Source organism: Legionella geestiana (assembly GCF_004571195.1).
Classification (GTDB): domain Bacteria; phylum Pseudomonadota; class Gammaproteobacteria; order Legionellales; family Legionellaceae; genus Legionella_B; species Legionella_B geestiana.
Window position 1 is genome coordinate 616,719 of the sequence record NZ_CP038271.1, and the last position, 24,295, is coordinate 641,013.

Below are 24,295 nucleotides of genomic sequence, written 5' to 3' on the forward strand. Positions count from 1 at the left end.
TGAGATGCCACTGTCCTCCGGCTTCTGGTGATTGCATGCAGATTTTTACACCCACTGACGTTACACCGCGCACGCGCTCACAAACCCGTATAGACGTCTGGCACTTTTCGCTGCTAAAGCCCCTCGAGGATGCACGCTCGCTGCTTGACAACAATGAAATTGAACGCGCGGACCGCTTTTATTTTGAGCATCACCGACGCCGTTTTATCGCAGCCCACGCAGGCCTTCGCCGCATACTCGCACTCTATACCGGAGTGTGTCCTGAAAAACTCGTCTTCTCAACCAACCACTATGGCAAGCCTCACCTGATGGACGCTGACGGACTCACTTTTAACCTCAGCCATTCAGCCGATTCTGCGCTGGTGGCCGTGGGACAGGATTTTCCACTCGGTGTTGATATCGAGTATTTTTCATGCCGCAATTATAGAGGCATTGCGAGACACTCCTTCTCGCCTGAGGAAAACGCAGTACTCGAGCGACTGCCGTCATGGCAGAGAGCCATGGCCTTTTTTCACATCTGGGCACAAAAGGAGGCGTTTATTAAAGCAGCCGGAATGGGGCTTTCATACCCGACCACGCGTTTTACCGTTCCAGCAAGACTCCCCCTGCGCGCAGAGGTACTTGACCCGCTTGTAGACAAGCTCTGGCAGATGCGTGGTTTTACGCCGTTTTTAGCCTGCGCTGCCGCGTTATGCTGCGATACCCGCGTTAAAGACGTGGCTTTTCTTCGCTTGCCGGAGCATGAATGAATATCCCCCTTCCGCTTTTGCACTGTCTTAAGGACGGTGATTGCCACAGCGGCGAGCAGCTTGGGGCACGTCTTGGTATTTCCCGCAGTGCCATCTGGAAGCAGATTCGCCAGCTTGAACTTCTGGGCCTTAAGGTACAATCGATTCAGGGCCTTGGCTATCGGCTTGAAAAGGCGTTTATTCCACTCGATGCCGCACAGATTGAGCAGGCACTCTTAAAAGCCAGTTTTTCGCTCCCCTTCAGGCTGCATCTTTTTCCGGTGATTGATTCCACCAACCGTTTCCTGCGTGAAAGTCTTCCTTTTGACGGGGTTGGCATTTGCTGTGCGGAAATGCAGACGGCCGGACGCGGGCGACTGGGTCGCACGTGGCACTCTCCCTTTGGTGAAAACATCTATTGCTCGATACGCTGGCGTTTCAGTGGGGATATTTCAGCGCTTGCAGGCCTCAGTCTCGTGGTCAGCCTTGCTGTTCTGGAGGCGCTCAGTGCGTTTGCAAGTCATGAGCGGATTGAGGTCAAATGGCCAAATGACCTCTACTGGCAGGGTAAAAAACTGGCCGGCTGCCTGGTTGAAGCGATGGGGGAAAGCAATAGCGGCACGGAAGTCATTATTGGCATCGGTATCAATACCAATGCCGATAGTACGGTCAACCACGGTTTTCACGCCCCCTGGTGTGCGCTGATGGACCTCGCCGGACAACCTCTTTGCCGAAACACCGTTATTGCCGCCGTACTGGTACAGCTTGAGCGCGCTCTGACCCTTTTCAGTGAACAGGGCTTTTCAGCCTTTCTTGCCGCATGGGAGACGTTTGATTGCCTGCGCGGACGCGCGGTTTCGGTCAGCCGCCATACAGACGCTCTTGAGGGAATCGCGAGTGGCGTTAATGCGTTGGGACAGCTTGGCGTGCTTGATGGAGCGGGGGTAATGCACTGGCTTTCATCGGGGGATGCGAGCCTTCGTGGACACTATCGGAAGGGATGCCCCACTGATTATTCGTAAGGCTTCGTTAAATTGCACCACAAACGTGTTTGTGCAGTCAGAAATGACTGCACAACCTGACTTAAACCACTTCGTCTTCAGAGTCAGAAGACTGCTTTTCCTGCTGGATGCGCAGGTAGATTTCTTCACGGTGCACTGAAACATCTTTAGGGGCATTAATTCCGAGGCGAACCTGGTTGCCCTTTACACCTAACACCGTAATATTCACATCGTCACCGATAATCAGTGTTTCACCAATGCGTCGCGTCAAAATCAACATCAGAACATCTCCCTTCGATGCAACCACCAACTTTCATCCACAGAACGCTTCCATGGCACCTTGGGTGGCTGCTGATTAATTAATGTGTTGTTCACCGTAAAGTTTACACCCTGAACCTTAACAGAAACTTAAGACACCCCTTTTATGCCGTTTTTTTCGCCACAAAGTTCAGTTTCAGCGGTGCCCGCTCCAAGAACCAACGCCAGCAGCACGAGCGGAAGCCAGGCGATAACAAGCGCCAGAAAACCGTCGAGCTTTCCAAGGCCTGCGAGCAGACCGAGGGGCAGCAACCACATGCTGTTAAGAATGAATACGAGAGCCACGACGCTCTGGTGACTGCTTTGTCGTGCAGCATGCTGATAGGCATGTGTGCGGTGCGCATCAAAGACATTACGGCGCCGAAAAAGCCTCACAAGCAGGGTCGTGGTTGCATCAACTACAAACACTCCAGCAAAAATCAGCCATCCCCAAAAAAGTTCGGGAGCCGTGTGGCCGGCAAGCAACGTCAAAAGCCCGAGGGTCAGCCCAAGAAATCCACTGCCCGCATCCCCCATGAAAATGCGCGCCCGCGGGAAGTTCCAGCACAAAAAACCAAGAACTGACGCCACTAGAAAAAGCGGCATCATCGCACCATCAGCATGATGAGAAAGCGCGAACAGTAAACTGCCGGAAAGTGCGATGGTTATCGTCTCAACTGCCGCAATACCGTCAATGCCGTCCATAAAATTAAAAAGGTTCAGGTACCAGACGAGAAACAGTAATCCAAAGCCTGTCAGCCAGACGCCTGAAGGTATCATGAATCCTGCAAAACTGAGTGACGGTACGCCGCCAATCGCCCAGAGACCAGGGGTGGCCGCGAGCATGTGAAGCAAAAGACGCGTCTTTGGCGATAAGCCACGCCAGTCGTCCACAAACCCCGTAGATGCCACCAGCACCAGACTGGCAGTCATGCCGGCAGAAAGGACGGATGGCAGCATGCCACGAACACCCATGACCAGCAGCGAAAGAACAAATACCACCACAAAGGCAATGCCGCCCCCGCGGGGTGTTGGCTGAAGGTGTGAACTGCGGTGGTTTGGAATATCGATGATGTCTTTTGCAAGCGCATATTTACGCACCACAAAAACCAGTGCGAATGATACCGCAAAAGCAAGCAGGAGACCTGCTGTCCATTCCATATTTTATACACCCCAAAAATTGGCGGAGTATATACAGTGTTACGCACAATGGGAATGGGTATTCCCATCAGTAGTTGCGGCTGAGTTCACTCGCGCATCAAGGCGCACGCATTCACACTTACAGCGGGCACTCATTGGCCCAGATGCGCAGCATCGCGCCAGAAGCACCGCCATCGACGCCTCTGACTTCCCGCACTTCCGTGCCATGATTTTTCTGTTGTAAAGCGAGCAGCAGCGGCCCGAGGAGCAGCGCCGGGGTACCAGTATGGTCTGTCAGCGGATAGAGGCGCACTTCTGGCGCAAGGCGCGCCAGTTCCAGAAGAATTGCCAGATGATAATCGAGATGATTCGGATGTACGTCTTGAAACAGTGAATGCGCTGTCAATACGCAGTCAAACGAAAAATTCGTTTCAGGAAAAGGAAGTTCGCTTACCGCGCGGTAACGCCCCTCGCGAAGTCCGGTCGTAAAATCTGCAAGAAAGGTGCGAAGCCCCTCACGGCGTGATTTGACATGGATGTTTTCAGCGGCACTGTTGATATACTCCCCAAGTGTGGAATGAGGCAGCGCGAACAGCGCATCCTGACTGAGCACCACCTGTCCTCGCGCAGTCTGCTCGGCATTAAAAGCCGTGGGCCCGCAGGCATGTTCGAGTATACGCCCTTTGAGTATTTCATCATCGACATCAAAGACTTCGCGGTAATCCAGAATACCGCATCCCCAGAGTGCTCCCGCGTGCATAAGCACTACTCCTGCCCGTGCATCTGCAAAATGCAGTTGCAACTTCGTTTTGATTGGGTATAGTCTAGCGTAATTTTCCAGGTTACAGGAAGTCACACATATGGTTAATCCTTCATACCCTTATCCTGATGAAACACTCATGCTCCTGCGTGACAGCGTCCGGGCATTTGCAGCAGCGGAAATTGCGCCGATTGCCGCACAGATTGACCATGAAAACGCCTTCCCCCACGCATTGTGGTCAAAAATGGGAGAAATGGGGCTGCTTGGCATTACGGTTGATGACGCCTATGGCGGTGCCGGCATGGGGTATCTTGCCCACGTCATTGCCATGGAAGAGATTTCACGCGCTTCAGCGTCCGTAGGACTCAGCTATGGCGCTCACTCTAACCTGTGTGTGAATCAGATTTACCTTAATGGCAATGAAGCGCAAAAGGCCCGCTACCTCCCGGCGCTGGTTCGGGGAGAGCACGTTGGCGCACTTGCCATGAGTGAGCCCAATGCCGGGTCGGATGTCGTCAGCATGCAGCTTCGGGCCACACGCACGCAGGATGGCTATGTGCTGAACGGCACTAAAATGTGGATAACCAACGGCCCATCCGCCGATGTTTTGGTGGTATATGCCAAAACGGATACTCATGCAGGCGCCAAAGGCATTACTGCATTCATCATAGAAAAAGGGTTCAGCGGTTTTCGCACCGCGCAAAAACTCGATAAGCTCGGCATGCGCGGCTCAGAAACGTGTGAACTGGTCTTTGAAGACTGCCATGTACCGGCAGAAAACGTCCTTGGTGAAGTCAATAACGGCGTGCGGGTACTGATGAGTGGCCTTGACTACGAGCGTACGGTGCTTGCTGCAGGCCCTGTTGGCATCATGCAGGCGTGCATGGATGTCGTGCTGCCCTACGTGCACGAACGTCGCCAGTTTGACCAGCCGATTGGTGAGTTTCAGCTCATACAGGGCAAGCTCGCTGACATGTACACCGCCCTCTCGGCGTCACGAGCATGGCTCTACAGCGTGGCAGCACAATGCGACCGCGGTACGGTCGACCGTAAGGATGCCGCCGGTATCATTTTGTTTACCGCTGAAAAAGCGACAGCGATGGCGCTGCAGACCATTCAGATTCTTGGCGGCAACGGCTACATCAACGAATATCCGGCAGGACGTCTGCTGCGTGATGCAAAGCTCTATGAAATCGGAGCCGGAACTTCTGAAATCCGGCGCATGCTGATAGGGCGAGAACTGTTTAAAGAAACCGCGTAAAGGGGGAGAGGCGCATGGAACGTGATGACGTGGTAATTGTTGGTGCAAAACGCACGCCGATGGGCAATCTTCTGGGAAGTCTCGCTCCCCTGACGGCCCCTGAGCTTGGCGCATTTGCAAACCGCGCGGCCATTGCCGAAGCAGGCATTGACCCCCGTGAGATTGATGAGGTGATAACAGGCTGCGTACTGCAGGCCGGCATTGGCCAGGCACCGGCGCGCCAGGCATCGCTTGGTGCCGGCATTCCCGACAGCGCAGGCGCCACCACCCTCAATAAAATGTGCGGCTCCGGCATGAAAGCCGTCATGACCGCGCACGACCTGATTGTTGCGGGCAGTGCGAATATCGTACTGGCCGGCGGGATGGAAAGCATGAGCAATGCTCCCTACCTCCTTGCCAAAGCACGCGCCGGCTATAGGCTGGGTCATGGTGAACTGAAAGATCACCTCTTTCTCGATGGCCTTGAAGATGCCTACGAGCCCGGACGCCTCATGGGGGTTTATGCTGAAGACACCGCAAGCCACTTTGGATTTACCCGCGCCGAACAGGACGCCTTTGCCGAGCGCTCCATGAAGTCCGCACTCCTCGCGCAGGAAAATGGTGCGTTTGCCGCCGAACTGGTTCCGGTGACCATCGCCGGGCGCAAGGGCGACACCCTTGTTGACCGCGATGAAAGCCCCGATGTGGCAAAACTTGCAAAAATCGCACAGCTGCGCCCGGCCTTCAAGCCAGATGGTACCGTTACCGCCGCCAATTCCAGCAGTATCTCTGATGGCGCGGCAAGCCTTGTCCTGATGCGGGCATCTGAAGCCCGCGCGCGCGGGCTGCGACCGCTGGCACGCATCGTGGCTCAGGCAAGCCACGCACAGGAGCCGCGCTGGTTTACGACAGCTCCCGTTGACGCCATTCGTAAAGTGATGGCGCGCGCTGACTGGACACTCGACACGGTTGACCTTTTTGAAATCAATGAAGCATTTGCTGTTGTCGCCATGGCCGCCATCCGCGAACTGTCCCTTGACATCAACCGTGTTAACATTCATGGTGGCGCCTGTGCGCTTGGGCACCCTATAGGCGCAAGTGGAGCGCGTATTCTTGTTACCCTCATTCGCTCCCTTGAGCGTCAGCATCTGAAACGCGGGGTCGCCGCACTCTGTATCGGTGGAGGAGAGGCAACCGCAATTGCTGTGGAACGTTTATAAAGGACAGGGATAATCATGTTAAAACAAGGCCTTTTCTATCTGTTGTTGAGTCTGCTTGCCGTTGTATTTTCCCGCTACGGCCATATGGTGGTCATCGGGGTCGATATGCTCTTTACGACCGTTAACGGCTGGCTTGCCATGGTCTTCAGCAGTGGTTACATCGGTGAGACCGTGCGCAAGGTACTTGTGCTGGCAGGTCTTCCAGTAGCCATTACCGCCGTTCCGGCACTGATTTACCGCCTCGTCAAGGGTTCGACCATGCCATGGTTTTTTGAAATAACCTGGATGGTGTGGCTGATTGTGGCATTGTCGAATGTAATGATTCGTTAAGGAAGTGGTATGTCGAGGATTTTAAGCCAAATCAACCCGGCTTCTCAGGATTTCAAACACAATGAAGCAAGTATGCGTGCGCTGCTCGACACCATTGATGCCGCGCTCAATACGGTGTATCAGGGCGGAGATGAAAAGGCGCGCGAACGCCATCGCCGCCACGGTAAACTGCTTGCACGTGAGCGCCTTGAGCATCTGCTCGACCCCGGAAGTCCGTTCCTCGAGCTTTCGCCACTGGCTGCATGGAAAGTGTATGAAGACACGGTGCCCGCTGCCGGCCTCATCACCGGAATTGGCCGCGTCAATGGCACGGAGTGCATGCTGGTCATCAACGATGCCACTGTTAAAGGCGGAACGTATTACCCGCTCACGGTAAAAAAACACCTGCGCGCTCAGGAAATAGCCCGCCAGAATCACCTGCCCTGCATCTACCTCGTGGATTCCGGCGGCGCTTTTTTGCCACGTCAGGATGAAGTCTTTCCAGACCGAGACCATTTCGGGCGTATTTTTTTCAACCAGGCTCAACTGTCGGCGATGAACATTCCGCAGATAGCCGTGGTTATGGGTTCGTGCACCGCCGGTGGCGCGTATGTACCTGCCATGGCCGATGAATCGGTGATGGTAAAAAATCAGGCCACCATTTTTCTGGGCGGTCCCCCGCTTGTTAAGGCCGCAACCGGCGAAGAGGTCAGCGCTGAAGACCTCGGAGGTGCTGCTGTCCATTGCACCCGTTCTGGTGTTGCTGACCACATGGCCGAGAATGATGCGCATGCCTTACAGATTGCCCGTACACTGATAGGGCATCTTAACCGCAAAAAACCTGAAACGGTGTTGATGCGTGAATCCCTTGAGCCCCTTTATCCGGCTGAACAGATGAACGGCATCGTACCGGCCGACCCGCGCAAGCCCTTTGACGTGCGTGAAATTATCGCCCGTATTGTCGATGGCTCGGTGCTGGATGAATTCAAGGCGCTGTACGGCAGCACACTGGTCTGTGGATTCGCACACCTCTTTGGATATCCAGTCGGCATCATCGCCAACAACGGCATTCTCTTTTCGGAAAGCGCACAAAAAGGCGCACACTTTATCGAACTGTGCTGCCAGCGCGGTATCCCGCTGATTTTTCTACAAAACATTACAGGCTTTATGGTGGGCAGCCGATACGAATCTGAAGGTATTGCCAAACACGGCGCGAAGCTTGTGATGGCCGTTGCCAACGCCCGCGTCCCCAAGCTCACCGTGATTGTCGGCGGCAGTTTTGGAGCTGGAAACTATGCCATGTGCGGGCGCGCTTACGATCCCCGCTTTCTCTGGACCTGGCCTAATGCGCGCATTTCCGTCATGGGGGGAGAGCAGGCAGCCAACGTCATGGCCCAAATTCAGCGCGACAAATTCGCAAAACACGGAACTGAGTGGCCGCTTGAGGAAGAAGCGCGTTTTAAGGACACGCTCCGGGCGCAGTATGAGCATCAGGGGAATCCGTATTACGCCAGCGCAAGGCTCTGGGATGATGGGGTTATCGCCCCACACACCACGCGAACCGTGCTCGGACTTAGTCTGTCTGCCGCTCTAAATGCTCCAATTGAGCCCACGCACTTTGGCGTATTTCGCATGTAAAGCGCTGTAACAGGGAGATTTTTTGGTGAACGATGACCTTGTTTGTGAGCAGATTCAGAACATTCGCTGCATCGCACTGAATCGTACGCAAAAGCACAATGCCTTTGATGACACGCTGCTTCTCGGCCTTCAGGCTGCCCTTGAGAGTGCCATCGCCTGTCCAGAGACCCGCGTCATCGTGCTCGGCGCCAATGGCACGCACTTCAGCGCGGGTGCCGACCTCGCATGGATGCAGCGCATGACCAACTTCAGCGAAGCGGAAAACCTCGCTGATGCACGGGTGCTCGCGCGCGTCATGCATACGCTCTATCACAGCCCCAAACCCACTCTGGCTAAAGTGCAGGGCAGCGCCTTTGGCGGCGGGGTCGGCCTTATTGCCGCCTGCGACATGGCCATCGCCAGTGAAACCGCGAGTTTTTGTTTTTCAGAAACACGCCTCGGTCTTATTCCTGCTGTCATCAGCCCCTATGTAATTGAAGCCATGGGCGCACGGCAAGCGCGGCGTCTTTTTATGAGTGCTGAGCGCTTTAGCGCACAGGAAGCACTGACTCTTGGCCTGCTCTGCCGCATGGTGGATGCATCAAAGCTTGATACAGTCACCATGGAGCTTGCAGAAACGCTCGCCCGCAATGCGCCAAATGCCGTTGCAGCCTGCAAACAGCTGGTTTCTGATGTGGCCAACCGCCCCATTGATGAGGGCATTCTTGAACTAACCGCGCGTAAAATCGCCCAAACGCGTGTCAGCGCCGAAGGCCAGGAGGGGCTGCGTGCCTTTCTTGCAAAGCGGGCACCGGACTGGAGCAAGGGGTAAATATGTTTAAACGGGTATTGATTGCCAACCGCGGTGAAATTGCCTGCCGCATCATTAAAACACTGCGCCGCCTCGGCATTGAATCGGTTGCCGTGTATTCAACGGCAGATGCAGACAGTGAGCATGTGCGTCTCGCGGACGAAGCCTTTTGTATCGGCGAGCCACGAGCGCTTTCCAGTTATCTGAATATCGATGTTCTGGTGGAAACTGCGGTAAAAGCCCGTGTGTGCGCCATTCATCCAGGCTATGGTTTTCTCTCGGAAAACCCGCGCTTTGTGAAAGCAGTGACGGAAAAAGGCATTGTTTTCATTGGCCCTTCGGTTGCCGCGATGGAGGCCATGGGTTCCAAACAGACCGCCAAGCAGATTCTTGAGGGAACGGGCGTGCCGCTGACGCCGGGCTACCATGGTAAAAATCAGGAGGATGCCACACTCTTTGAGGCAGCCAGAAACATTGGCTTTCCAGTCCTCTTGAAGGCGGCTGCCGGTGGTGGCGGCAAAGGCATGCGCGCGGTACACGCGCCTGAAGAATTCTCTGCTGCACTCGAGGGCGCGCGCCGTGAGTCTCGGGCGGCATTTGGCGATGACACCATGCTCATCGAGAAGCTCATCCAGAATCCTCGCCACGTTGAAATCCAGATAATGGCCGATAACCACGGTAACGTGGTTCACCTTTTTGAGCGCGACTGCTCCATTCAACGCCGTCACCAGAAAATTATCGAGGAGGCACCCGCCCCGGGCCTTCCCGATGCCCTGCGGGAAGGCCTCGCCAAAGCCGCCTGCACCGTTGCCCGCACCATTGATTACCGCGGAGCCGGAACAGTTGAGTTTCTGGTGGATGCCGACTTTGGGTTTTATTTTATGGAGGTCAACACGCGCCTTCAGGTCGAGCACCCGGTGACAGAAATGATTACCGGCTTTGATTTGGTAGAGTGGCAGCTTCGCATTGCCGCAAACGAACCACTGCCGGCAACACAGGATGCCATTCGCGCACATGGACACGCTGTGGAATGCCGCATCTGTGCTGAAGACCCCCGCGAAAACTTCCTGCCTTCAACGGGAGTTGTGCATTTCTTGAAAATACCAGAAGGGACTGGCATTCGCCTTGATTCAGGCATCGTCAAAGGCTCGACTATCAGCCAGTATTACGACCCCATGTTCGCAAAGCTTATTGCCCATGGCAGAAACCGGGAAGAAGCCATAGCCCGACTCACACGTGCGCTGGCTGATTTTCATGTAGGCGGCGTGCGCACCAATATTGCATTTGTAGAGCGCATCCTAAAACATCCAGTATTTGCAAATGCACAGCATGACACGCATTTTTTGAGCGAAAATACCGTATCCCTTGAGGCACCCAATACAAACACCCTGCTCTTTGCAACCGCCACCGCCGATTATTTACAGCTTCAATCAGGCCTCAGCCCGCTGGCACAGTCAGGATTTGGCTGGCACATGGGGCGCCATCGCCGCTGGCCTGCCCGCTACCAGCTCGCGGATGGCATATATGAAGTGCAGATAACCCCGCAATCGCCTGACACTCTCGTACTTGAAACCACTGAGTCGCGTCATGTGCTTAAGGGACTCCTGAAAAGCGATATCCTCTACCTTGACGTTGATGGGGAGCGAATAAAACTGCCATTTGAGCGTCATGCGCATCAGTGGACATTCTATACCCCCGATGGCCCCGGAACCACAAGCCGCGCACAGTGGGCATCTGCCGAACAGGAGGCCGCAGAGGCTGAACTGACCGCTCCGATGCCGTCAACCGTTGTTGCCATCCTTAAAAACATTGGCGATACGGTCAGTAAGGGCGAGCGTCTCATGGTGCTTGAAGCCATGAAAATGGAGCACACTCTGTATGCCCCGCGCGGCGGCCGTGTCACGGCCATTTATTTCGCGGTAGGTGCGCAGGTCAGTGAAGGCGTAGAATTGCTGGCGCTGGAAGAGGCGGCGGATGACAGCTTGGAAGGATAAGCATGAACAACCCAAAGGAAGTCACTCTGATTGAGGTGGGGCCACGTGACGGGTTGCAGAATGAATCCGCCTTTGTGCCGACAGCCGCCAAGGTGGCACTCATTAATGCCCTCAGTCACAGCGGGCTTAAAAACATTGAAGTCACAAGCTTTGTATCCCCTAAAGCCATTCCGCAGCTTGCCGATGGCGAGACCGTACTGGCTGAGATTGAGCGCGTGTCGGGTGTACACTATTCAGCGCTCGTGCCTAATGAGGCCGGGATGCTGCGTGCACTGGCTGCGGGCGTTGAAAACATCGCCATTTTTACTGCCGCAAGCGAGCAGTTTAATCAGCGCAATATCCGCTGCTCGATTGCCGAGAGCATTGAGCGTTTCCGCCCGGTGATGGCACTTGCCAATGCGCACGGCGTCAGGGTGCGAGCCTACGTTTCCTGTGTGCTGGGCTGTCCTTATGAAGGCGAAATTAAACCCGCAAAAGTGGCTGAAGTAACCGCCATGCTGCTCGAACTTGGAGCGGGCGAAATCAGTCTTGGTGATACCATTGGTGTCGGCACACCGCGCCAGACTGAAGCACTTTTAAAAACCATGGCCCATGTTCTGCCGGCACACCAGCTTGCCATGCATTTTCATGACACCTACGGGCAGGCGGTTGCGAATGTGTCAACCTCGCTTGACTGTGGCATCCGTCGCTTTGACAGCGCGGTCGCGGGCCTCGGAGGCTGCCCGTACGCGCGCGGCGCAAGCGGTAATGTTGCCACGGAAGACCTGCTCTACCTCATGCATGGCCTCGGCATGGAAACCGGTGTGGACATCTACCAGGTTGTTTCGGCTGGAGACGCTATTTGCCGCGTGCTTCAACGCAAAAACCAGTCAAAAGTCGCCAACGCTCTGTTGGCAAATCCCTCTTAGCACGGAGCCAAACATGCCCGAGATTCTCTGGACACCCCCGCCCCTGCCTGAAAACCACAGCCGGATGGCAGAATTTCTGCGCTTTGCCGAACGCACACACCACTGCACCTTCAGTGACTACCACTCACTGCACCGCTGGTCAGTAGCAGCACCTGAAGCCTTCTGGAAAACGTTTTGCGACTTTATCGGCGTGACATTTGACACACCGGCAGAACGCGTGCTGGATGCTGAAAAAGGGATGTTTGGCGCACGCTGGTTCAACGGCGCGAGCTTAAGTTTTGCCCGTCATCTGCTATCGCGCAACGATGAGCACCTCGCAATTATCGCCATTAATGAACAGGGCGCGCGCGAGGAAATCAGCTTTCGCGAATTAAATCAGCGCGTGGCAGAGTGTGCTGCGGCACTGCGCATGGCAGGCGTAACACGCGGGGCACGGGTCGCCGCCATTCTGCCAAACAGCCCCTTTGCCGTCATCGCAATGCTCGCAACCGCAAGCCTTGGCGGCGTATGGTCGTCCTGTTCGCCAGATTTTGGGGTTAATGCCACCATCGACCGCCTCGGGCAGGCTGAGCCTGTTGTGCTGTTTGTGGAGGACGGTCATGTCTGGCAGGGAAAAACGCACGAGAGCCTCGAGAAAATCCCGCAATACCTGCAGGCACTTAAGGGACTTGCAACAGTTGTTGTCTGCCCGGTACTGGGGCTGCCCGCCTCTATTGAGGCCAATGGCCGCGCCACTTCGTGGAATGCGTTTCTGCGTCCCGCCGAGGCGCTTGATGTTACCCCATACCCCTTTGACCATCCGCTCTATCTGCTGTTTTCATCAGGCACCACCGGCAGACCTAAGGGAATCGTGCATGGCGCGGGCGGCACGCTGCTGCAGCACCTGAAAGAACTGGCGCTGCATACCGATCTTCGTGCAGAAGACCGTCTGTTTTTCTATACCACTACCGGGTGGATGATGTGGAACTGGATGGTCAGTGCCCTGGCACTTGGCACGACACTGGTACTCTATGACGGCGCGCCCACATGGCCCGATGCCAATCGGCTTTTTGATATCATTGATGCAGAAAACATCAGCGTTTTTGGAACCAGTGCCAAATTCCTTTCGGTCGTTGAGAAATCCGGCCTGCGCCCCAATGAAAAACATCCCCTAAAACATCTGCGCACCATTCTCTCTACTGGCTCGCCGCTGCTGCCGGCAAATTATGACTTCACAAGCGCACACATCAAGGCAACTATTCCACTCTGTTCCATTTCAGGCGGTACAGATATCGTCTCCTGTTTTGCCCTCAGCAATCCCCTCCTGCCAGTGCGCCGGGGCGAGCTGCAGGCACCGGGACTCGGCATGGCCGTTGAAGTTTTTAACGAAGAAGGACAGTCTGTCAGGGAAATGCGGGGCGAGCTGGTCTGCACCCGTCCATTTCCCAGCATGCCCGTTAGTTTCTGGAACGATGCCGATGGCAGGCGCTATCATCAGGCGTATTTTGAACGCTTCAGCGGGGTTTGGGCCCACGGGGATTACGCTGAAATAACGCGCAACGGTGGCCTTATCATTTACGGTCGCTCAGATGCGATACTCAATCCCGGTGGAGTTCGTATCGGAACGGCCGAAATCTATCGCCAGATTGAAAGTATTCCTGAGATTGTCGACAGTGTCGTCATCGCGCAGGAATGGGAGGACGATGTGCGCATCGTACTCTTTGTCAAACTCAAGCCCGGCATCACGCTCGATGAGTCGCTCTGCCAGACCATTCGCACGACCCTGCGCACCAACGCATCCCCCCGGCACGTTCCTGCAAAAATTCTTGAAGTGCCTGATATTCCGCGCACCTTAAGCGGTAAAACAGTGGAGCTTGCCGTGCGAGAAGCCGTACATGGGCGCCCGGTAATCAATGAAGACGCTCTCGCGAATCCCGAGGCACTGGCATTTTTTAAAAACCGCAAGGAACTGCAGCCGCAACCCCAGGGAGCAATTCAACCGACAGGTAACTGACAGCGATGCTTTATTGCGCTACAATCAGCCATCGTTTTGAACGGTGGCTCACATGCACACTCCTTTTTACCGGCTCATGCTCGTCACAGAGCCCGAACCCGACCACATCGGCGCCTGGCTGAGCTTTGTCCGTAACTGCGCGACACAGGGCGTAACCTCTGTGCAGCTGCGGGTGAAAAACGCACCACGCGGGCACCGTCTTTTACTTGCCACGCACCTTAAAGCCGTGCTTGACCCGTTACATATTCCGCTCATTATCAACGATGACCTGGCGCTTGCCCTCACCGTGGATGCCGCTGGTGCTCACATCGGACAAACTGATGGCGATCCCTTTAAAGCCCGCGAACAGCTCGGCTGCAGCAAATACCTTGGTCTTTCGATTGAATCGCTGCCTGAGCTCTTGCAAGCAAATGCCTGCCCGCTCGACTATGTCGCGGCGAGCGCCGTTTTTTCAACGCCCACTAAAACCAACCTGCGCACCCTCTGGGGGTTTTCCGGTGTACGCGCATTGTCCCTTCAAAGCCAGCATCCTGTTATCGGAATTGGCGGCATACACGCCGGTAATACCGCAGCCGTCATGGCACATGGCGCACAGGGCATTGCGGTCATCAGTGCCCTTCATCAGGCGGAGAATCCCGCTGTGACCTGCCGCGATTTGCGCGCGCTTACCGATAGAGGCACTCAGTCATGATGGAATTCTTAGCACAAAGTCTTGAAAAAATGCGGGCGGCGCGCCCGATGGTGCCGTGCATCACCAATAACGTTACCATGGATTTTGTGGCGAACTGCCTGCTGGCAGCGGGGGCCTCCCCGGTCATGTCAAACGACGCTCGCGATGTCGAAGAGCTGCTGCACCAGTCCCGTGTGCTCTACATCAATACCGGCACTCCGGATGAAGCCTTCATGCAGCTCGTACAGAGATGTGCAGGCTTAAGCACGTCACTGCAAAAAACACTGGTCCTTGATGCTCCGGGTGCAGGCGCCACAAGTTTTCGCACCCTTCTGGCAGAAGAGCTCCTGGCACATGTGAACATTCTGCGCGGCAATGCCAGTGAAATTCTGGCGCTCGCGGGGTTTGATGGCAGGGGGCGCGGTGTGGACAGCACGGCATCCGTTGAAGACGCACAAAAGGCCGCCATCCATCTTGCAGCTGCACGCAACTGCACGGTAGCCATCAGTGGGGCCAGCGATTTTATCACGGATGCCTCGCATCACCAGACGCTGAACCGCGGCACTCCGCTCATGGCCTCGGTAACCGGTATGGGCTGCGCGCTGGGTGCCATGATGGCGGCCTTTTGCGCCGTAACGGCGACACACCTTGAAGCTGCCACGCATGCCAGCCTTTTTTTTGGTCTGGCCGGAGAACTCGCCGCCCGACAGGCTCAGGGCCCTGGCAGCTTTCGTGTCGCCTTTATGGATACACTGATGGCAATTACGCCTGAAATACTCGTTAATGCAACGCATGAGAGAATAATCTGATGATTCCAGTCGCCCTTTCCATCGCAGGTTTTGACGGCACAGCCGGTGCCGGGATGCAGGCTGATCTTAAAGTCTTCTCAGCCCTTGAATGCTATGGCATGACAGTTTTGACCGCCCTTCCCGTGCAAAACACCTGTGGTGTGAGAAGCTGTCATGAAATCCCCGCGCACTGCGTTGAAGAGCAGCTTTTTGCCATATTTGAAGACACGCGCCCGCACGCCATCAAAATTGGCATGCTCTTTACTGAAGCGATTATTCACCGCGTGGCTGATTTTCTGCACACCCACGCCCGTGATATTCCTCTTGTGGTGGACCCCGTCATGTACGCTAAATCGGGAGATGCACTCTTGCAGGAAAGTGCGCGGGCTGCGCTTAAAGACTGCATACTTCCGCTGGCAACGCTCATCACACCGAATGCACCAGAAGCCACGCATCTCACGGGTATAGCAGTAGAGGATGTGGCTTCACAACAGGAGGCGGCTGAAGTGTTACTGAAACTGGGTGCCAAAGCCGCGCTCGTCAAGGGTGGGCATGTTGGGGGTGATGCGTCCGGTGACTGGTTTGCCGACTGTCAGGGTGAAACCCATCTCTTTCAGTATCCCCGCATCAAAACGCCCAATACCCACGGTACCGGCTGCACACTTTCCGCAGCCATCACGGCGGGGCTTGCCCATGGCCTCCCGCTCGTCAAAGCCGTTGAACAGGCCAGAGCCTTTTTACAACAGGCGCTTCTTGCCGCAAAAGACTGGCGGCTCGGCAAGGGATGCGGGCCGCTGCATCATTTTCATGCGTGGTGGCCTTCAGAGACAGCCAGGGTCTGTTGACATTTGGTGGTGCGAAGCAAAAATCACGTCAATTTAAGCCAAATTTAATCTTGAGTGAGGCAAAATCCGGCTCTATTTAACGAACTCAAGGTTAAATTTGGCTTAAATTGACGTGGTTTGCAGCCGTGTCACCAAATGTCAACAGACCCTGGGGAATCCGGACAATAAAAATTTCGCTTGCACTCACCGTAAAATTCTTATAAAAGATTACTTTTTGTGCCTGACCCGATGCAGGCATTTTTATTTTATATCCGGAGAGCCAAAAACCAGTGACCACCACCGCCCCCAACGCCACCCCACTGTCGGATGGCGAGTACCGACGCGGCCTTAAAGACCGGCACGTACAACTTATTGCGCTCGGCGGAATCATTGGTTCCGGCTATTTCCTGGGCACTGGGGCCGTGGTCAATCAGGTCGGGCCATCGGTCTTTATCGCCTATATTCTTGGCGGTATTATTATTTATCTCACGATGCTCTGCATGGGCGAGCTGGCGGTTGCCATTCCTATTTCGGGTTCCTTTATTACCTATACGACTGAATTTATATCCCCCTCCTTCGCCTGTGGCGTGGGTTGGTCCTACTGGATAAGCTGGGTTGCCTATATTCCCGCGGAATGTATCGCAGGCGGCATTATCATGCAGCATTTTACGGGGGTGAACGGCTATGTCTGGGCCGTGTGTTTTGGTTTGCTCATAACCTATATCAACATCGCCAAGGTTGGTATTTTCGGGGAAATTGAATTCTGGCTGGCACTGATAAAGATTGCCGCTTTAATGGGCTTTGTCATTCTTTCCGGACTGATTTTCTTTGGTGTCATTCATGGTCCACAGCCCGGTGGTATCATCGGTGGTCGCTACATTTTCGACCAGGGCGGGTTATTCCCCAACGGGGTGATGGTCTTGCTCACGGCCATGGTGCTCCTGCTCGTGAACTATCAGGGCTCAGAAATTATTGGCCTTGCTGCCGGTGAGTCCATCGACCCTGCCCGCATGATTCCGCGCGCCATCCGAACGGTCACGTTTCGTATTCTTTTCATCTACATTATTCCGGTATTTTGCCTGGTGCTTATCTTTCCGTGGAAACTGGGAGGTCTCGACAACTCCGTATTTGCAGATGCCCTGCACTATTACGGACTCGGCTGGGCGGGCACAGCCACGAGCTTTGTGACACTGACAGCGACCCTCTCCTGCAGCAACTCAGGCGTGTATGGCATAGTCCGTTCACTGAATGCGCTGGCGCGTCATGGCATGGCACCGAAGCCACTTGCAAAACTCAACCGCCACGCCGTCCCCCAGAACGCAGGAATCGTGACCCTTATCGCCATCTGGACGCTGCTCGCGGCCGGTTACTTCTTCGGCCAGTCAAAGCTTTATATTGCACTCCTGCTGGTCTCAGGCTTTACCGGTGCCGTTGCCTGGATTTCACTCTGCTGGTCACAGATGCGCTTTCGTCGCCGCCTGTATGAAGCGGGGTATACCATTCACGATTTGCGCTACCACACGCCAGGCTCTCCCTGGACCGGTATCACGGCCATTGCGCTGATGATTATCTGCATGGTATTTCTGTTCCTGAACCCGGACACCAGTTATAAAATCGCCTTTGCCATTGGTTTACTGTCGCTCATCATTCCGGTCGTTGTGTACCGATGGATTGAGAAACGACGCGATGGGCAAACCCATCTGGTCGGGATTAGTAAACATGTCCGCTTTGAAGATGTTTTCCCGGCTAAACGTGAGAAATCCCATGTCGGCGACTGAACCTCTAAACTTCGGCATATCCGCAGAAAGTCTGGCGGCTGAAATTGGTGAAATTCTCGATTTTGTGGAAGCGGCGTGCAACGGCAGTGAGCAACCCGTGGCACAACTCCATGTTCCGCGCCCAATAGCTCCCCGTTATGCAACCCCGGAAATCGCGCATGCTGCCTGTGAGCAGGAGCTTGATGGCCTGATAGTGCCGTAACCTGGGCTGATAAGGCCTGGGTTGAATGCATGAGACGACACCCGACTGTTGCGGCATAAGTGTATGTTTTATCTATAAAATGCCGTAGCCTGCGCTGATAAGCGCGGGACAGGATGCTTGATAAAAACATCCGGCCTTTGGGGATACCCGATGCCGGGCTTCGCGGTGCTCAACCCATCCTACCGAAAAACCTATTAAATACAATGCCTTATTTGAAAAAAACGCCGTAGCCTGCGCTGATAAGCGTGGGGCAGGATGCTTGATAAAAACATCCAGCCTTTGGGGATACCCGATGCCGGGCTTCGCGGTGCTCAACCCATCCTACCGAAAAACCCATTAAATACAATGCCTTATTTGAAAAAAACGCCGTAGCCTGCGCTGATAAGCGTGGGGCAGGATGCTTGATAAAAACATCCAGCCTTTGGGGATACCCGATGCCGGGCTTCGCGGTGCTCAACCCATCCTACCGAAAAACCTATTAAATACAATGCTTTATTTGAAAAAAACGCCGTAGCCTGCGCTGATAAGCGCGGGACAGGATGCTTGATAAAAACATCCAGCCTTTGGGGATACCCGATGCCGGGCTTCGCGGTGCTCAACCCAGCCTGCCGAAAAGCCTATTAAATACAATGCTTTATTTGAAAAAAACGCCGTAGCCTGCGCTGATAAGCGCGGGACAGGATGCTTGATAAAAACATCCGGTTTTTGAGGATACCCGATGCCGGGCTTCGCCATGCTCATCCCAGCCTGCCGAAAAACCTATTAAATACAATGCTTTATTTGAAAAAAAACGCCGTAGCCTGCGCTGATAAGCGCGGGACAGGATGCTTGATAAAAACATCCAGCCTTTGGGGATACCCGATGCCGGGCTTCGCGGTGCTCAACCCAGCCTACCGAAAAGCCTATTTAATACAATGCTTTATTTGAAAAAAACGCCGTAGCCTGCGCTGATAAGCGCGGGACAGGATGCTTGATAAAAACATCCGGTTTTTGAGGATACCCGATGCCGGGCTTCGTGGCGCTCAGCCAATCCTAAAAAAATCATTAAATACAATAGGTTATTTGCATAGAAAACACCGTAACCCGAGCTAACAAGCCCGGGTTACGGATACACATAACAGACAGTCCCGCAGGTCATCAGTAAGGCTTGACAATAACCGTAGTACCTACATCGATAAAGTCCTCGTTCAGCCATCTTGCAGCACTTGGAAGTACGCGGATACATCCGTGACTGACGTTGTAATTTGGCACTTCATAAGCCGCATGAATAGAGTATCCACCGCTGAAGTGCATGCAGTAGGGCATTTTTGCGCCCCCGTTGGTTTCAATGGGATACAGGCTTGACGTACAGTCAGGACCTTTCTTGGAATAGACTTTAAACGTTCCTGTGACGGTGCGGCATGGGCGGCCAACGTCTTCACAATAATCAGCCCCACCCGAAGCGCTTCCGGTCTTCACACGGTTACCGTCGGCATCATATGCGGCCCATGCAGTCGCTTTAGGGTCAAAAACAAAGACTTTTTTACCAGTTGCCGGGCGCTTTGCAGGAAAGTAACCGCTTCCCTTGCTGTCCGCCGACATGGACATGGTGTAGTGCGTGTAACCGGCATCGTCCACGATGGGTACGGAGCGATCGGTGGAAGCACAGGCTGCCAGCAGACCACATACAGGTATTGCCAAGAGCATTTTGTTCACGATTAATCCCTCCTTGTTTTCCTCTATATCGGAAGAATTTCGTGCGAGTTTAGTCTTTTTTGTTAATTTTTTTTACTTTATGATTTTTATAGTGATTCAGTGGGGGGATTATTTACTGATTTTCCGGGCGGGGAGCAGTGCTGCAATAGCGAGGGCAAGTTGCTCATCGGTACATTCAAAACAGCCGCCGCGAGCGGGCATGGCGCCAAAGCCTTCCTCTGTATGGTGCAAAAGCACTTCCATCCCCTGTGAACTGCGAGCCTGCCAGTCAGATGCCACTCCCATGCGTGGGGCGCCAAGCGGAATTTGTGGATTCAGTGCATGACAGGTGCTGCAGAAGTGCTCAACGATGTACGTGCCTTCATTCGGGGTACCGCGAATACTCTCAAGCATTTCCTGAGGGCGGTGGCTTGTTGCCAGAGCGTTTGCACTCAACGAAAAACAGAGCATCCACCCCACAAACTTCCACATGCTTTACCCCAACCAACAAAATGTGGTACATCTTAGAGCAGGATTATCAGTTTGAACAGCCCTGAGAGGAATTACGCATGCTGACTGTCCCCGCCAGACGCACACATCCGCCCAAAACCACACGGGATCACCACAATGCTCCCGTTGATGAAGCTAAAGTCGCACGCTTGAGAGAAGCAGTCAAAAGCCGCCGCTATTCACCGTCAGCTTCTGCAATTGCGGAAATCATGCTGGGCCTCTGCACAACAACGGTCAATTCACGGTAGCGCCCTAGCGCGCCTGCATGCGCAGCGCGCCGTCAAGGCGAATCACTTCACCGTTGATAAACCCATTTTCAATGATATGCACCACCAGAGCGGCGAATTCTTTCGCAGAACCAAAACGCTTTGGGAACGTTACTGTAGAGGCGAGACTGGCCTGCACTTCTTCTGGCATGGTAAGCAGTAAAGGAGTGGCAATCAGCCCTGGAGCAATGGTATTCACACGAATGCCATACGGCGCAAGCTCTCGCGCAGCAGGCAGTGTCATGGAGACAATCCCGCCCTTGGAGGCGCTGTAAGCAAGCTGTCCGATTTGCCCCTCAAAAGCCGCGATGGATGCCGTATTAATAATAACGCCGCGCTCACCATCCGCGTCCGGCACGAGGCGCGACATGGCATCGGCGACAAGGCGCATGGTGTTAAACGTTCCCGTGAGGTTCACCGATATAACCTTCTCAAAGGCATCAAGCGGCATCGGCCCGTCTTTACCCACCATTTTTTTGGCAGGAGCGATTCCTGCACAATTCACAAGAATCGAGGGCACCCCTGCGCGCTCAAGAGTGGCCACGAGCGCCGCCTCAACTGATGCGGCACTGGAAACATCACAGCGAATGGCGTTATCAGCGTTCGCGTCTTTATCCCAGATTACAACGCGCGCGCCGCACTCCTCGAGCGCTGTCACACATGCCTGCCCCATGCCTGATGCGCCACCGGTAACAACCGCTGTTTTATTCTCGAGTTTCATGCCTCTTCCCTCATAAACTGACGACTTAATTCACGAAATTCATTAGTGCCGGCGACCCGCAGCCATTCAAAAAACACCATCTCGGACGTGACGACATGCACACCCTCTGCCTGCATGCGTGAAAGGCCAGTTTCATGGTCAAGCGCATGACGGCTGCCAACCGCATCCCGAACCACATAAACTTCAAATCCCGCAGCCTTCATCTGCAGTGCACTTTGCAGCACGCACACATGGGTTTCGATGCCGATGAGCACCACCTGCTTACGCCCCTCATCAAGCAGGTGAGCGGCAAACGGCGCATCAGCAAAACAGGAAAAAGCCACTTTTTCAAAACAGGGGGAGCGCTCACGAAACGGACGCAGCGCTTCTACGGTATGGCCAAGTCCACGCGGATACTGCTCGCAGACCATAACGGGAACGGAAAGCGTCTCGGCAAGGCGTAAAATCCAGGCGCCGCGAGCAATCAGAGACGCGTTTTCCGGCAACAGCGGGGCAAGTTTTTCCTGTACATCCACAAGCACCACGCACGACAAATCCCTGTCAAGAAGCATCCTTATTCTCCCTCAGACGGATAACAGTATCGCGCCAAGGTACTGACCTTCGGGAAAAAAAGCAAGTGTGGGATGACAGGCAGCGGGTCCAAAAATCCCGTGAATGCGCGCCTGCCTGCCTACGTGTGAAGCCTGCAGGCTGACAAGTTCCTCAAAGGCACGGATATCCATGGCAGACGAGCAGTTGCAGGTCATGAGTAGACTGCCAGGCTTCATGGCTCTAAACACTTCCCGGTGTAAATACCGGTAGTAATTACGTGCTTTTTCAAGGTGACGGCGTGAGGGCACGAGTTTGGGCGGGTCAAGAATAATCAGGTCAAAATCACCGGCACGCGCGAGCCAGTTGCGGGCATCGTCTTCTATAAATTCAATTGAAGTAATCCCATTATTTTCTGCATTGGCGCGCGCCTTTGCAATGGCGGGGGCCGAGCTGTCTATCGCAGTTACTGAAGCAGCACCGTTACGCGCCGCATGCAGCGCAAAACCGCCGCTGTAGGTGTATAAATCAAGGACCCGCTTCCCTCTTGCGAGCGCGCCAATACGCAGGTGGTTTTCACGCTGATCCAGAAAAAGGCCCGTTTTCTGCGCATCAGAGAAATCCACATCAAAAAGCACCCCTTCTTCCATCACGCGGGCCTGCCCGCTGCAGCTCGTATCAATATCCCCATCCCAGCCGTCCTGTGCGAGGGGTTTTTGCTGTGGCTTCCAGATAAGGCTTGCAGGCTTTAGAATCTCGCGTATGCATTCCTCGATGAGTGAACGGTGTTTTTGTACCCAAAAAGCAAAAGCGGCGACCACAACCACGTCCCCAAATCGGTCGATCACCAGCCCCGAAAGCCCATCGCCCTCACTGTTAAACTCACGATAGGCAGTGGTTGCAGGTGAAGGAAGCTGCAGGCTTGTCCGCAATCGACTGGCATTTAACAGTTTCTGCTCAACAATGGCACGCAGAGATGCGCATTCCTCTCCAGCTTGCGCCAGTACCCGCACGCGATAGAGGGAATGCGCGTTATAGACGCCAAGGGCCAGGAACTCCCCCTTCTGCCCTGCTACCTGCACGAGCTCCCCCGTCTCCGGGGTGGCACTCATGCTCTCTATGGCTTTGGGGAAAATCCAGGGGTGCCCCTGAAACAGGGATTTCTCGCGGGCGGGTATCAGTGTAACCGTGGGCAGACTGGAAGGCATGAACATATCCGTTAATAAAAACGCGCATTGTGCCATATTAAAACGGTGTCTTACAGAGTGGATAACGGATGGAAGGGAGGGATACTCTCAAATCTCATCCCCTCTCGCAGAAGAGCGACATCCGTGCTAGCATCCCCGTTTTTCACCTGAAGGATTTAGCATGTGGTTTAACAACGCGATTGTGTTTCAGTATGAGCTTGAGGAAGCTGCGGATTTAAATGAACTGCTGGCTCATGAACGGCTTAAGCCCTGTCCGCCGCATGCCCGCTCAGTGACTGGCTGGATGCCGGCGTTTGCTGATGAACTGGTGATGGAAATCGCAGGATGCGCCCTTTTTTGCATGGGGCGGGAAGAGCGGATTCTGCCGCGCGGCGTGATTAATCGCCTGCTTGCTGAACGCATTGAGGCGCTTGAGGCGCAGCAGGGGCGGCGCGTTAAGCGTGCTGAAAAAGCGCAAATGGCTGAAGATCTTGAGTTTGAACTGCTGCCAAAATCGTTTTGTGTGCAGAAAAAAATGCAGGCGTTTCTTGATACGAGCGCCAAACGCCTTGTCGTTAATACGGCTAGCGGCACGCAAGCCTCGCAACTGATGGCGCTTTTACGAAAAACCATTCCAGGTATCCGCTTTGAGCCGCTTCACATTCCCGACACTCTGGCTCAACGCTTTGCCGCATGGCTCAATGACCCCTCAACCTTACCTGCCAACTTTGCGCTGGCCGCTGACTGCCAGCTGTTTGCGCTCGACAATGAGAAAAAGCGTTTCAGCTGCAAGGGCTGCGAATTGCCGGCCGATGAAGTGCTGGCTCTGCTTGATAAAGGCCTTGCCGCATCGGAAGTCTCTTTGATTTGGAATGAGCGCGTGCAGTTTTCGCTGACGACCGATCTTACCCTGAAGCGTCTGAAGTGCCTTGATTATCTTGTGGATGAGTTCAGTGAAATTCGTGAGCTTGAAGAAGAATACCTGCAACGGGATGCCGAGCTTGCCCTGCTTTCAGGAGAGCTGCGTTCACTCGTCAATGCGCTGCTTGCAGGCCTTACAGACACAGCGACTGAAACGGCAGTGCCTGAAGAAGCGGTCGTTTAACCCCTCAGGAAGGACGTATCTGCC

The 24,295-nt window shown here is 54.4% G+C and carries 26 protein-coding genes; 18 read left to right on the forward strand and 8 right to left on the reverse strand.

Translation table 11 applies throughout. The features are described 5' to 3' along the window. Window positions 1-35: 35 nt before the first annotated feature. Both E4T54_RS02710 and E4T54_RS02715 read left to right on the forward strand, forming a co-directional pair. Window positions 36-749: a 4'-phosphopantetheinyl transferase family protein gene (locus E4T54_RS02710; protein ID WP_028386999.1), complete on the forward strand. Its 714-nt coding sequence runs from the start codon at window positions 36-38 to the stop codon at window positions 747-749. Next, window positions 746-1,750 carry a biotin--[acetyl-CoA-carboxylase] ligase gene (locus E4T54_RS02715; protein ID WP_028386998.1) on the forward strand — a complete coding sequence of 335 codons (1,005 nt, stop codon included), beginning with the start codon at window positions 746-748 and terminating at the stop codon, window positions 1,748-1,750. The genes E4T54_RS02710 and E4T54_RS02715 overlap by 4 nt, the downstream gene beginning before the upstream one ends. A gap of 61 nt (window positions 1,751-1,811) precedes the next feature. Here E4T54_RS02715 and csrA read toward each other — a convergent pair whose 3' ends face one another. The 3 genes from csrA to E4T54_RS02730 all read right to left on the reverse strand — a co-directional run bounded on the left by csrA (window position 1,812) and on the right by E4T54_RS02730 (window position 3,926). Continuing rightward, window positions 1,812-2,009 (reverse strand): carbon storage regulator CsrA, encoded by a 198-nt coding sequence (csrA, locus tag E4T54_RS02720; protein ID WP_028386997.1) that lies wholly within the window; start codon window positions 2,007-2,009, stop codon window positions 1,812-1,814. Between the two features lie 128 nt (window positions 2,010-2,137). Further along, window positions 2,138-3,187: an MraY family glycosyltransferase gene (locus E4T54_RS02725; RefSeq protein WP_051550994.1), complete on the reverse strand. Its 1,050-nt coding sequence runs from the start codon at window positions 3,185-3,187 to the stop codon at window positions 2,138-2,140. 118 nt (window positions 3,188-3,305) lie between these two features. Further along, on the reverse strand, window positions 3,306-3,926 hold the full coding sequence (locus E4T54_RS02730; protein WP_028386996.1) for a hypothetical protein: 621 nt from the start codon (window positions 3,924-3,926) through the stop codon (window positions 3,306-3,308). Window positions 3,927-4,026: 100 nt separating this feature from the next. Here E4T54_RS02730 and E4T54_RS02735 point away from each other — a divergent pair, with 100 nt between their 5' ends. The 14 genes from E4T54_RS02735 to E4T54_RS02800 all read left to right on the forward strand — a co-directional run bounded on the left by E4T54_RS02735 (window position 4,027) and on the right by E4T54_RS02800 (window position 19,207). Beyond that, window positions 4,027-5,187: an isovaleryl-CoA dehydrogenase gene (locus E4T54_RS02735; protein ID WP_028386995.1), complete on the forward strand. Its 1,161-nt coding sequence runs from the start codon at window positions 4,027-4,029 to the stop codon at window positions 5,185-5,187. A gap of 14 nt (window positions 5,188-5,201) precedes the next feature. Beyond that, window positions 5,202-6,386, forward strand: coding sequence for an acetyl-CoA C-acyltransferase (locus tag E4T54_RS02740; protein WP_028386994.1), 1,185 nt, complete (start codon window positions 5,202-5,204; stop codon window positions 6,384-6,386). A gap of 15 nt (window positions 6,387-6,401) precedes the next feature. Further along, window positions 6,402-6,716, forward strand: a complete 315-nt coding sequence (locus E4T54_RS02745) for a hypothetical protein (RefSeq protein WP_028386993.1) — start codon at window positions 6,402-6,404, stop codon at window positions 6,714-6,716. A gap of 9 nt (window positions 6,717-6,725) precedes the next feature. Continuing rightward, entirely contained in the window at window positions 6,726-8,333 is a 1,608-nt protein-coding gene (locus E4T54_RS02750; protein WP_028386992.1) for a carboxyl transferase domain-containing protein, read from the forward strand. Window positions 8,334-8,358: 25 nt separating this feature from the next. Further along, complete coding sequence (locus tag E4T54_RS02755) at window positions 8,359-9,144, forward strand: enoyl-CoA hydratase-related protein (RefSeq protein WP_035903438.1); 786 nt, start codon at window positions 8,359-8,361, stop codon at window positions 9,142-9,144. A 2-nt stretch (window positions 9,145-9,146) separates the two neighbouring features. Next, a complete protein-coding gene (locus E4T54_RS02760; RefSeq protein ID WP_028386990.1) occupies window positions 9,147-11,117 on the forward strand; it encodes an acetyl/propionyl/methylcrotonyl-CoA carboxylase subunit alpha in 1,971 nt (656 codons plus the stop codon). 2 nt (window positions 11,118-11,119) lie between these two features. After that, window positions 11,120-12,025: a hydroxymethylglutaryl-CoA lyase gene (locus E4T54_RS02765; RefSeq protein WP_028386989.1), complete on the forward strand. Its 906-nt coding sequence runs from the start codon at window positions 11,120-11,122 to the stop codon at window positions 12,023-12,025. A 13-nt stretch (window positions 12,026-12,038) separates the two neighbouring features. Next, window positions 12,039-14,018: an acetoacetate--CoA ligase gene (locus E4T54_RS02770; protein ID WP_035903435.1), complete on the forward strand. Its 1,980-nt coding sequence runs from the start codon at window positions 12,039-12,041 to the stop codon at window positions 14,016-14,018. A gap of 52 nt (window positions 14,019-14,070) precedes the next feature. After that, the gene (gene thiE / locus E4T54_RS02775; RefSeq protein WP_028386988.1) at window positions 14,071-14,709 is read left to right on the forward strand and encodes a thiamine phosphate synthase; all 639 of its coding nucleotides are present in this window, start codon (window positions 14,071-14,073) and stop codon (window positions 14,707-14,709) included. Then, on the forward strand, window positions 14,706-15,497 hold the full coding sequence (thiM, locus tag E4T54_RS02780) for a hydroxyethylthiazole kinase (RefSeq protein WP_028386987.1): 792 nt from the start codon (window positions 14,706-14,708) through the stop codon (window positions 15,495-15,497). Before thiE ends, thiM begins: the two co-directional genes overlap by 4 nt. Further along, window positions 15,497-16,321 (forward strand): bifunctional hydroxymethylpyrimidine kinase/phosphomethylpyrimidine kinase, encoded by an 825-nt coding sequence (thiD, locus tag E4T54_RS02785; protein ID WP_028386986.1) that lies wholly within the window; start codon window positions 15,497-15,499, stop codon window positions 16,319-16,321. Before thiM ends, thiD begins: the two co-directional genes overlap by 1 nt. Before the next feature lie 269 nt (window positions 16,322-16,590). Continuing rightward, window positions 16,591-18,078: an amino acid permease gene (locus E4T54_RS02790; RefSeq protein ID WP_028386985.1), complete on the forward strand. Its 1,488-nt coding sequence runs from the start codon at window positions 16,591-16,593 to the stop codon at window positions 18,076-18,078. After that, window positions 18,065-18,280, forward strand: coding sequence for a hypothetical protein (locus tag E4T54_RS02795; protein WP_028386984.1), 216 nt, complete (start codon window positions 18,065-18,067; stop codon window positions 18,278-18,280). Before E4T54_RS02790 ends, E4T54_RS02795 begins: the two co-directional genes overlap by 14 nt. A 681-nt stretch (window positions 18,281-18,961) precedes the next feature. Continuing rightward, the gene (locus E4T54_RS02800) at window positions 18,962-19,207 is read left to right on the forward strand and encodes a hypothetical protein (RefSeq protein WP_131793713.1); all 246 of its coding nucleotides are present in this window, start codon (window positions 18,962-18,964) and stop codon (window positions 19,205-19,207) included. Between the two features lie 210 nt (window positions 19,208-19,417). Here the strand turns inward: E4T54_RS02800 and E4T54_RS02805 are convergent, their stop codons facing one another. Continuing rightward, the gene (locus E4T54_RS02805; RefSeq protein ID WP_420795133.1) at window positions 19,418-19,966 is read right to left on the reverse strand and encodes a L,D-transpeptidase; all 549 of its coding nucleotides are present in this window, start codon (window positions 19,964-19,966) and stop codon (window positions 19,418-19,420) included. A 117-nt stretch (window positions 19,967-20,083) separates the two neighbouring features. Continuing rightward, window positions 20,084-20,446, reverse strand: coding sequence for a c-type cytochrome (locus E4T54_RS02810; protein WP_051550992.1), 363 nt, complete (start codon window positions 20,444-20,446; stop codon window positions 20,084-20,086). Window positions 20,447-20,523: 77 nt separating this feature from the next. On the opposite strand from E4T54_RS02810, the gene E4T54_RS02815 reads away from it, so the two are divergent. Further along, entirely contained in the window at window positions 20,524-20,712 is a 189-nt protein-coding gene (locus E4T54_RS02815) for a flagellar biosynthesis anti-sigma factor FlgM (protein WP_028386981.1), read from the forward strand. A 4-nt stretch (window positions 20,713-20,716) separates the two neighbouring features. Here E4T54_RS02815 and E4T54_RS02820 read toward each other — a convergent pair whose 3' ends face one another. Genes E4T54_RS02820 through E4T54_RS02830 form a run of 3 tightly spaced genes read right to left on the reverse strand, consistent with a single transcriptional unit; the run spans window position 20,717 to window position 23,187 of the window. Next, window positions 20,717-21,451 carry an SDR family NAD(P)-dependent oxidoreductase gene (locus E4T54_RS02820; protein ID WP_028386980.1) on the reverse strand — a complete coding sequence of 245 codons (735 nt, stop codon included), beginning with the start codon at window positions 21,449-21,451 and terminating at the stop codon, window positions 20,717-20,719. Then, a complete protein-coding gene (locus E4T54_RS02825) occupies window positions 21,448-22,002 on the reverse strand; it encodes a hydrolase (RefSeq protein ID WP_028386979.1) in 555 nt (184 codons plus the stop codon). The genes E4T54_RS02820 and E4T54_RS02825 overlap by 4 nt, the downstream gene beginning before the upstream one ends. A 12-nt stretch (window positions 22,003-22,014) precedes the next feature. After that, window positions 22,015-23,187: a class I SAM-dependent rRNA methyltransferase gene (locus tag E4T54_RS02830; RefSeq protein ID WP_035903427.1), complete on the reverse strand. Its 1,173-nt coding sequence runs from the start codon at window positions 23,185-23,187 to the stop codon at window positions 22,015-22,017. Between the two features lie 160 nt (window positions 23,188-23,347). Here E4T54_RS02830 and E4T54_RS02835 point away from each other — a divergent pair, with 160 nt between their 5' ends. Further along, window positions 23,348-24,271, forward strand: coding sequence for a recombination-associated protein RdgC (locus tag E4T54_RS02835; RefSeq protein WP_028386977.1), 924 nt, complete (start codon window positions 23,348-23,350; stop codon window positions 24,269-24,271). Window positions 24,272-24,295 lie beyond the last annotated feature (24 nt).

Coding starts and splice junctions, on each gene's coding strand:
- E4T54_RS02710 (WP_028386999.1), top strand. CDS start 36: ATGCAGATTTTTACACCCACTGACGTTACACCGCGCACGCGCTCACAA.
- E4T54_RS02715 (WP_028386998.1), top strand. CDS start 746: ATGAATATCCCCCTTCCGCTTTTGCACTGTCTTAAGGACGGTGATTGC.
- csrA (WP_028386997.1), bottom strand. CDS start 2,009: ATGTTGATTTTGACGCGACGCATTGGTGAAACACTGATTATCGGTGAC.
- E4T54_RS02725 (WP_051550994.1), bottom strand. CDS start 3,187: ATGGAATGGACAGCAGGTCTCCTGCTTGCTTTTGCGGTATCATTCGCA.
- E4T54_RS02730 (WP_028386996.1), bottom strand. CDS start 3,926: ATGCACGCGGGAGCACTCTGGGGATGCGGTATTCTGGATTACCGCGAA.
- E4T54_RS02735 (WP_028386995.1), top strand. CDS start 4,027: ATGGTTAATCCTTCATACCCTTATCCTGATGAAACACTCATGCTCCTG.
- E4T54_RS02740 (WP_028386994.1), top strand. CDS start 5,202: ATGGAACGTGATGACGTGGTAATTGTTGGTGCAAAACGCACGCCGATG.
- E4T54_RS02745 (WP_028386993.1), top strand. CDS start 6,402: ATGTTAAAACAAGGCCTTTTCTATCTGTTGTTGAGTCTGCTTGCCGTT.
- E4T54_RS02750 (WP_028386992.1), top strand. CDS start 6,726: ATGTCGAGGATTTTAAGCCAAATCAACCCGGCTTCTCAGGATTTCAAA.
- E4T54_RS02760 (WP_028386990.1), top strand. CDS start 9,147: ATGTTTAAACGGGTATTGATTGCCAACCGCGGTGAAATTGCCTGCCGC.
- E4T54_RS02765 (WP_028386989.1), top strand. CDS start 11,120: ATGAACAACCCAAAGGAAGTCACTCTGATTGAGGTGGGGCCACGTGAC.
- E4T54_RS02770 (WP_035903435.1), top strand. CDS start 12,039: ATGCCCGAGATTCTCTGGACACCCCCGCCCCTGCCTGAAAACCACAGC.
- thiE (WP_028386988.1), top strand. CDS start 14,071: ATGCACACTCCTTTTTACCGGCTCATGCTCGTCACAGAGCCCGAACCC.
- thiM (WP_028386987.1), top strand. CDS start 14,706: ATGATGGAATTCTTAGCACAAAGTCTTGAAAAAATGCGGGCGGCGCGC.
- thiD (WP_028386986.1), top strand. CDS start 15,497: ATGATTCCAGTCGCCCTTTCCATCGCAGGTTTTGACGGCACAGCCGGT.
- E4T54_RS02795 (WP_028386984.1), top strand. CDS start 18,065: ATGTCGGCGACTGAACCTCTAAACTTCGGCATATCCGCAGAAAGTCTG.
- E4T54_RS02800 (WP_131793713.1), top strand. CDS start 18,962: ATGCTTGATAAAAACATCCGGTTTTTGAGGATACCCGATGCCGGGCTT.
- E4T54_RS02805 (WP_420795133.1), bottom strand. CDS start 19,966: ATGCTCTTGGCAATACCTGTATGTGGTCTGCTGGCAGCCTGTGCTTCC.
- E4T54_RS02810 (WP_051550992.1), bottom strand. CDS start 20,446: ATGTGGAAGTTTGTGGGGTGGATGCTCTGTTTTTCGTTGAGTGCAAAC.
- E4T54_RS02815 (WP_028386981.1), top strand. CDS start 20,524: ATGCTGACTGTCCCCGCCAGACGCACACATCCGCCCAAAACCACACGG.
- E4T54_RS02820 (WP_028386980.1), bottom strand. CDS start 21,451: ATGAAACTCGAGAATAAAACAGCGGTTGTTACCGGTGGCGCATCAGGC.
- E4T54_RS02825 (WP_028386979.1), bottom strand. CDS start 22,002: ATGCTTCTTGACAGGGATTTGTCGTGCGTGGTGCTTGTGGATGTACAG.
- E4T54_RS02830 (WP_035903427.1), bottom strand. CDS start 23,187: ATGCCTTCCAGTCTGCCCACGGTTACACTGATACCCGCCCGCGAGAAA.
- E4T54_RS02835 (WP_028386977.1), top strand. CDS start 23,348: ATGTGGTTTAACAACGCGATTGTGTTTCAGTATGAGCTTGAGGAAGCT.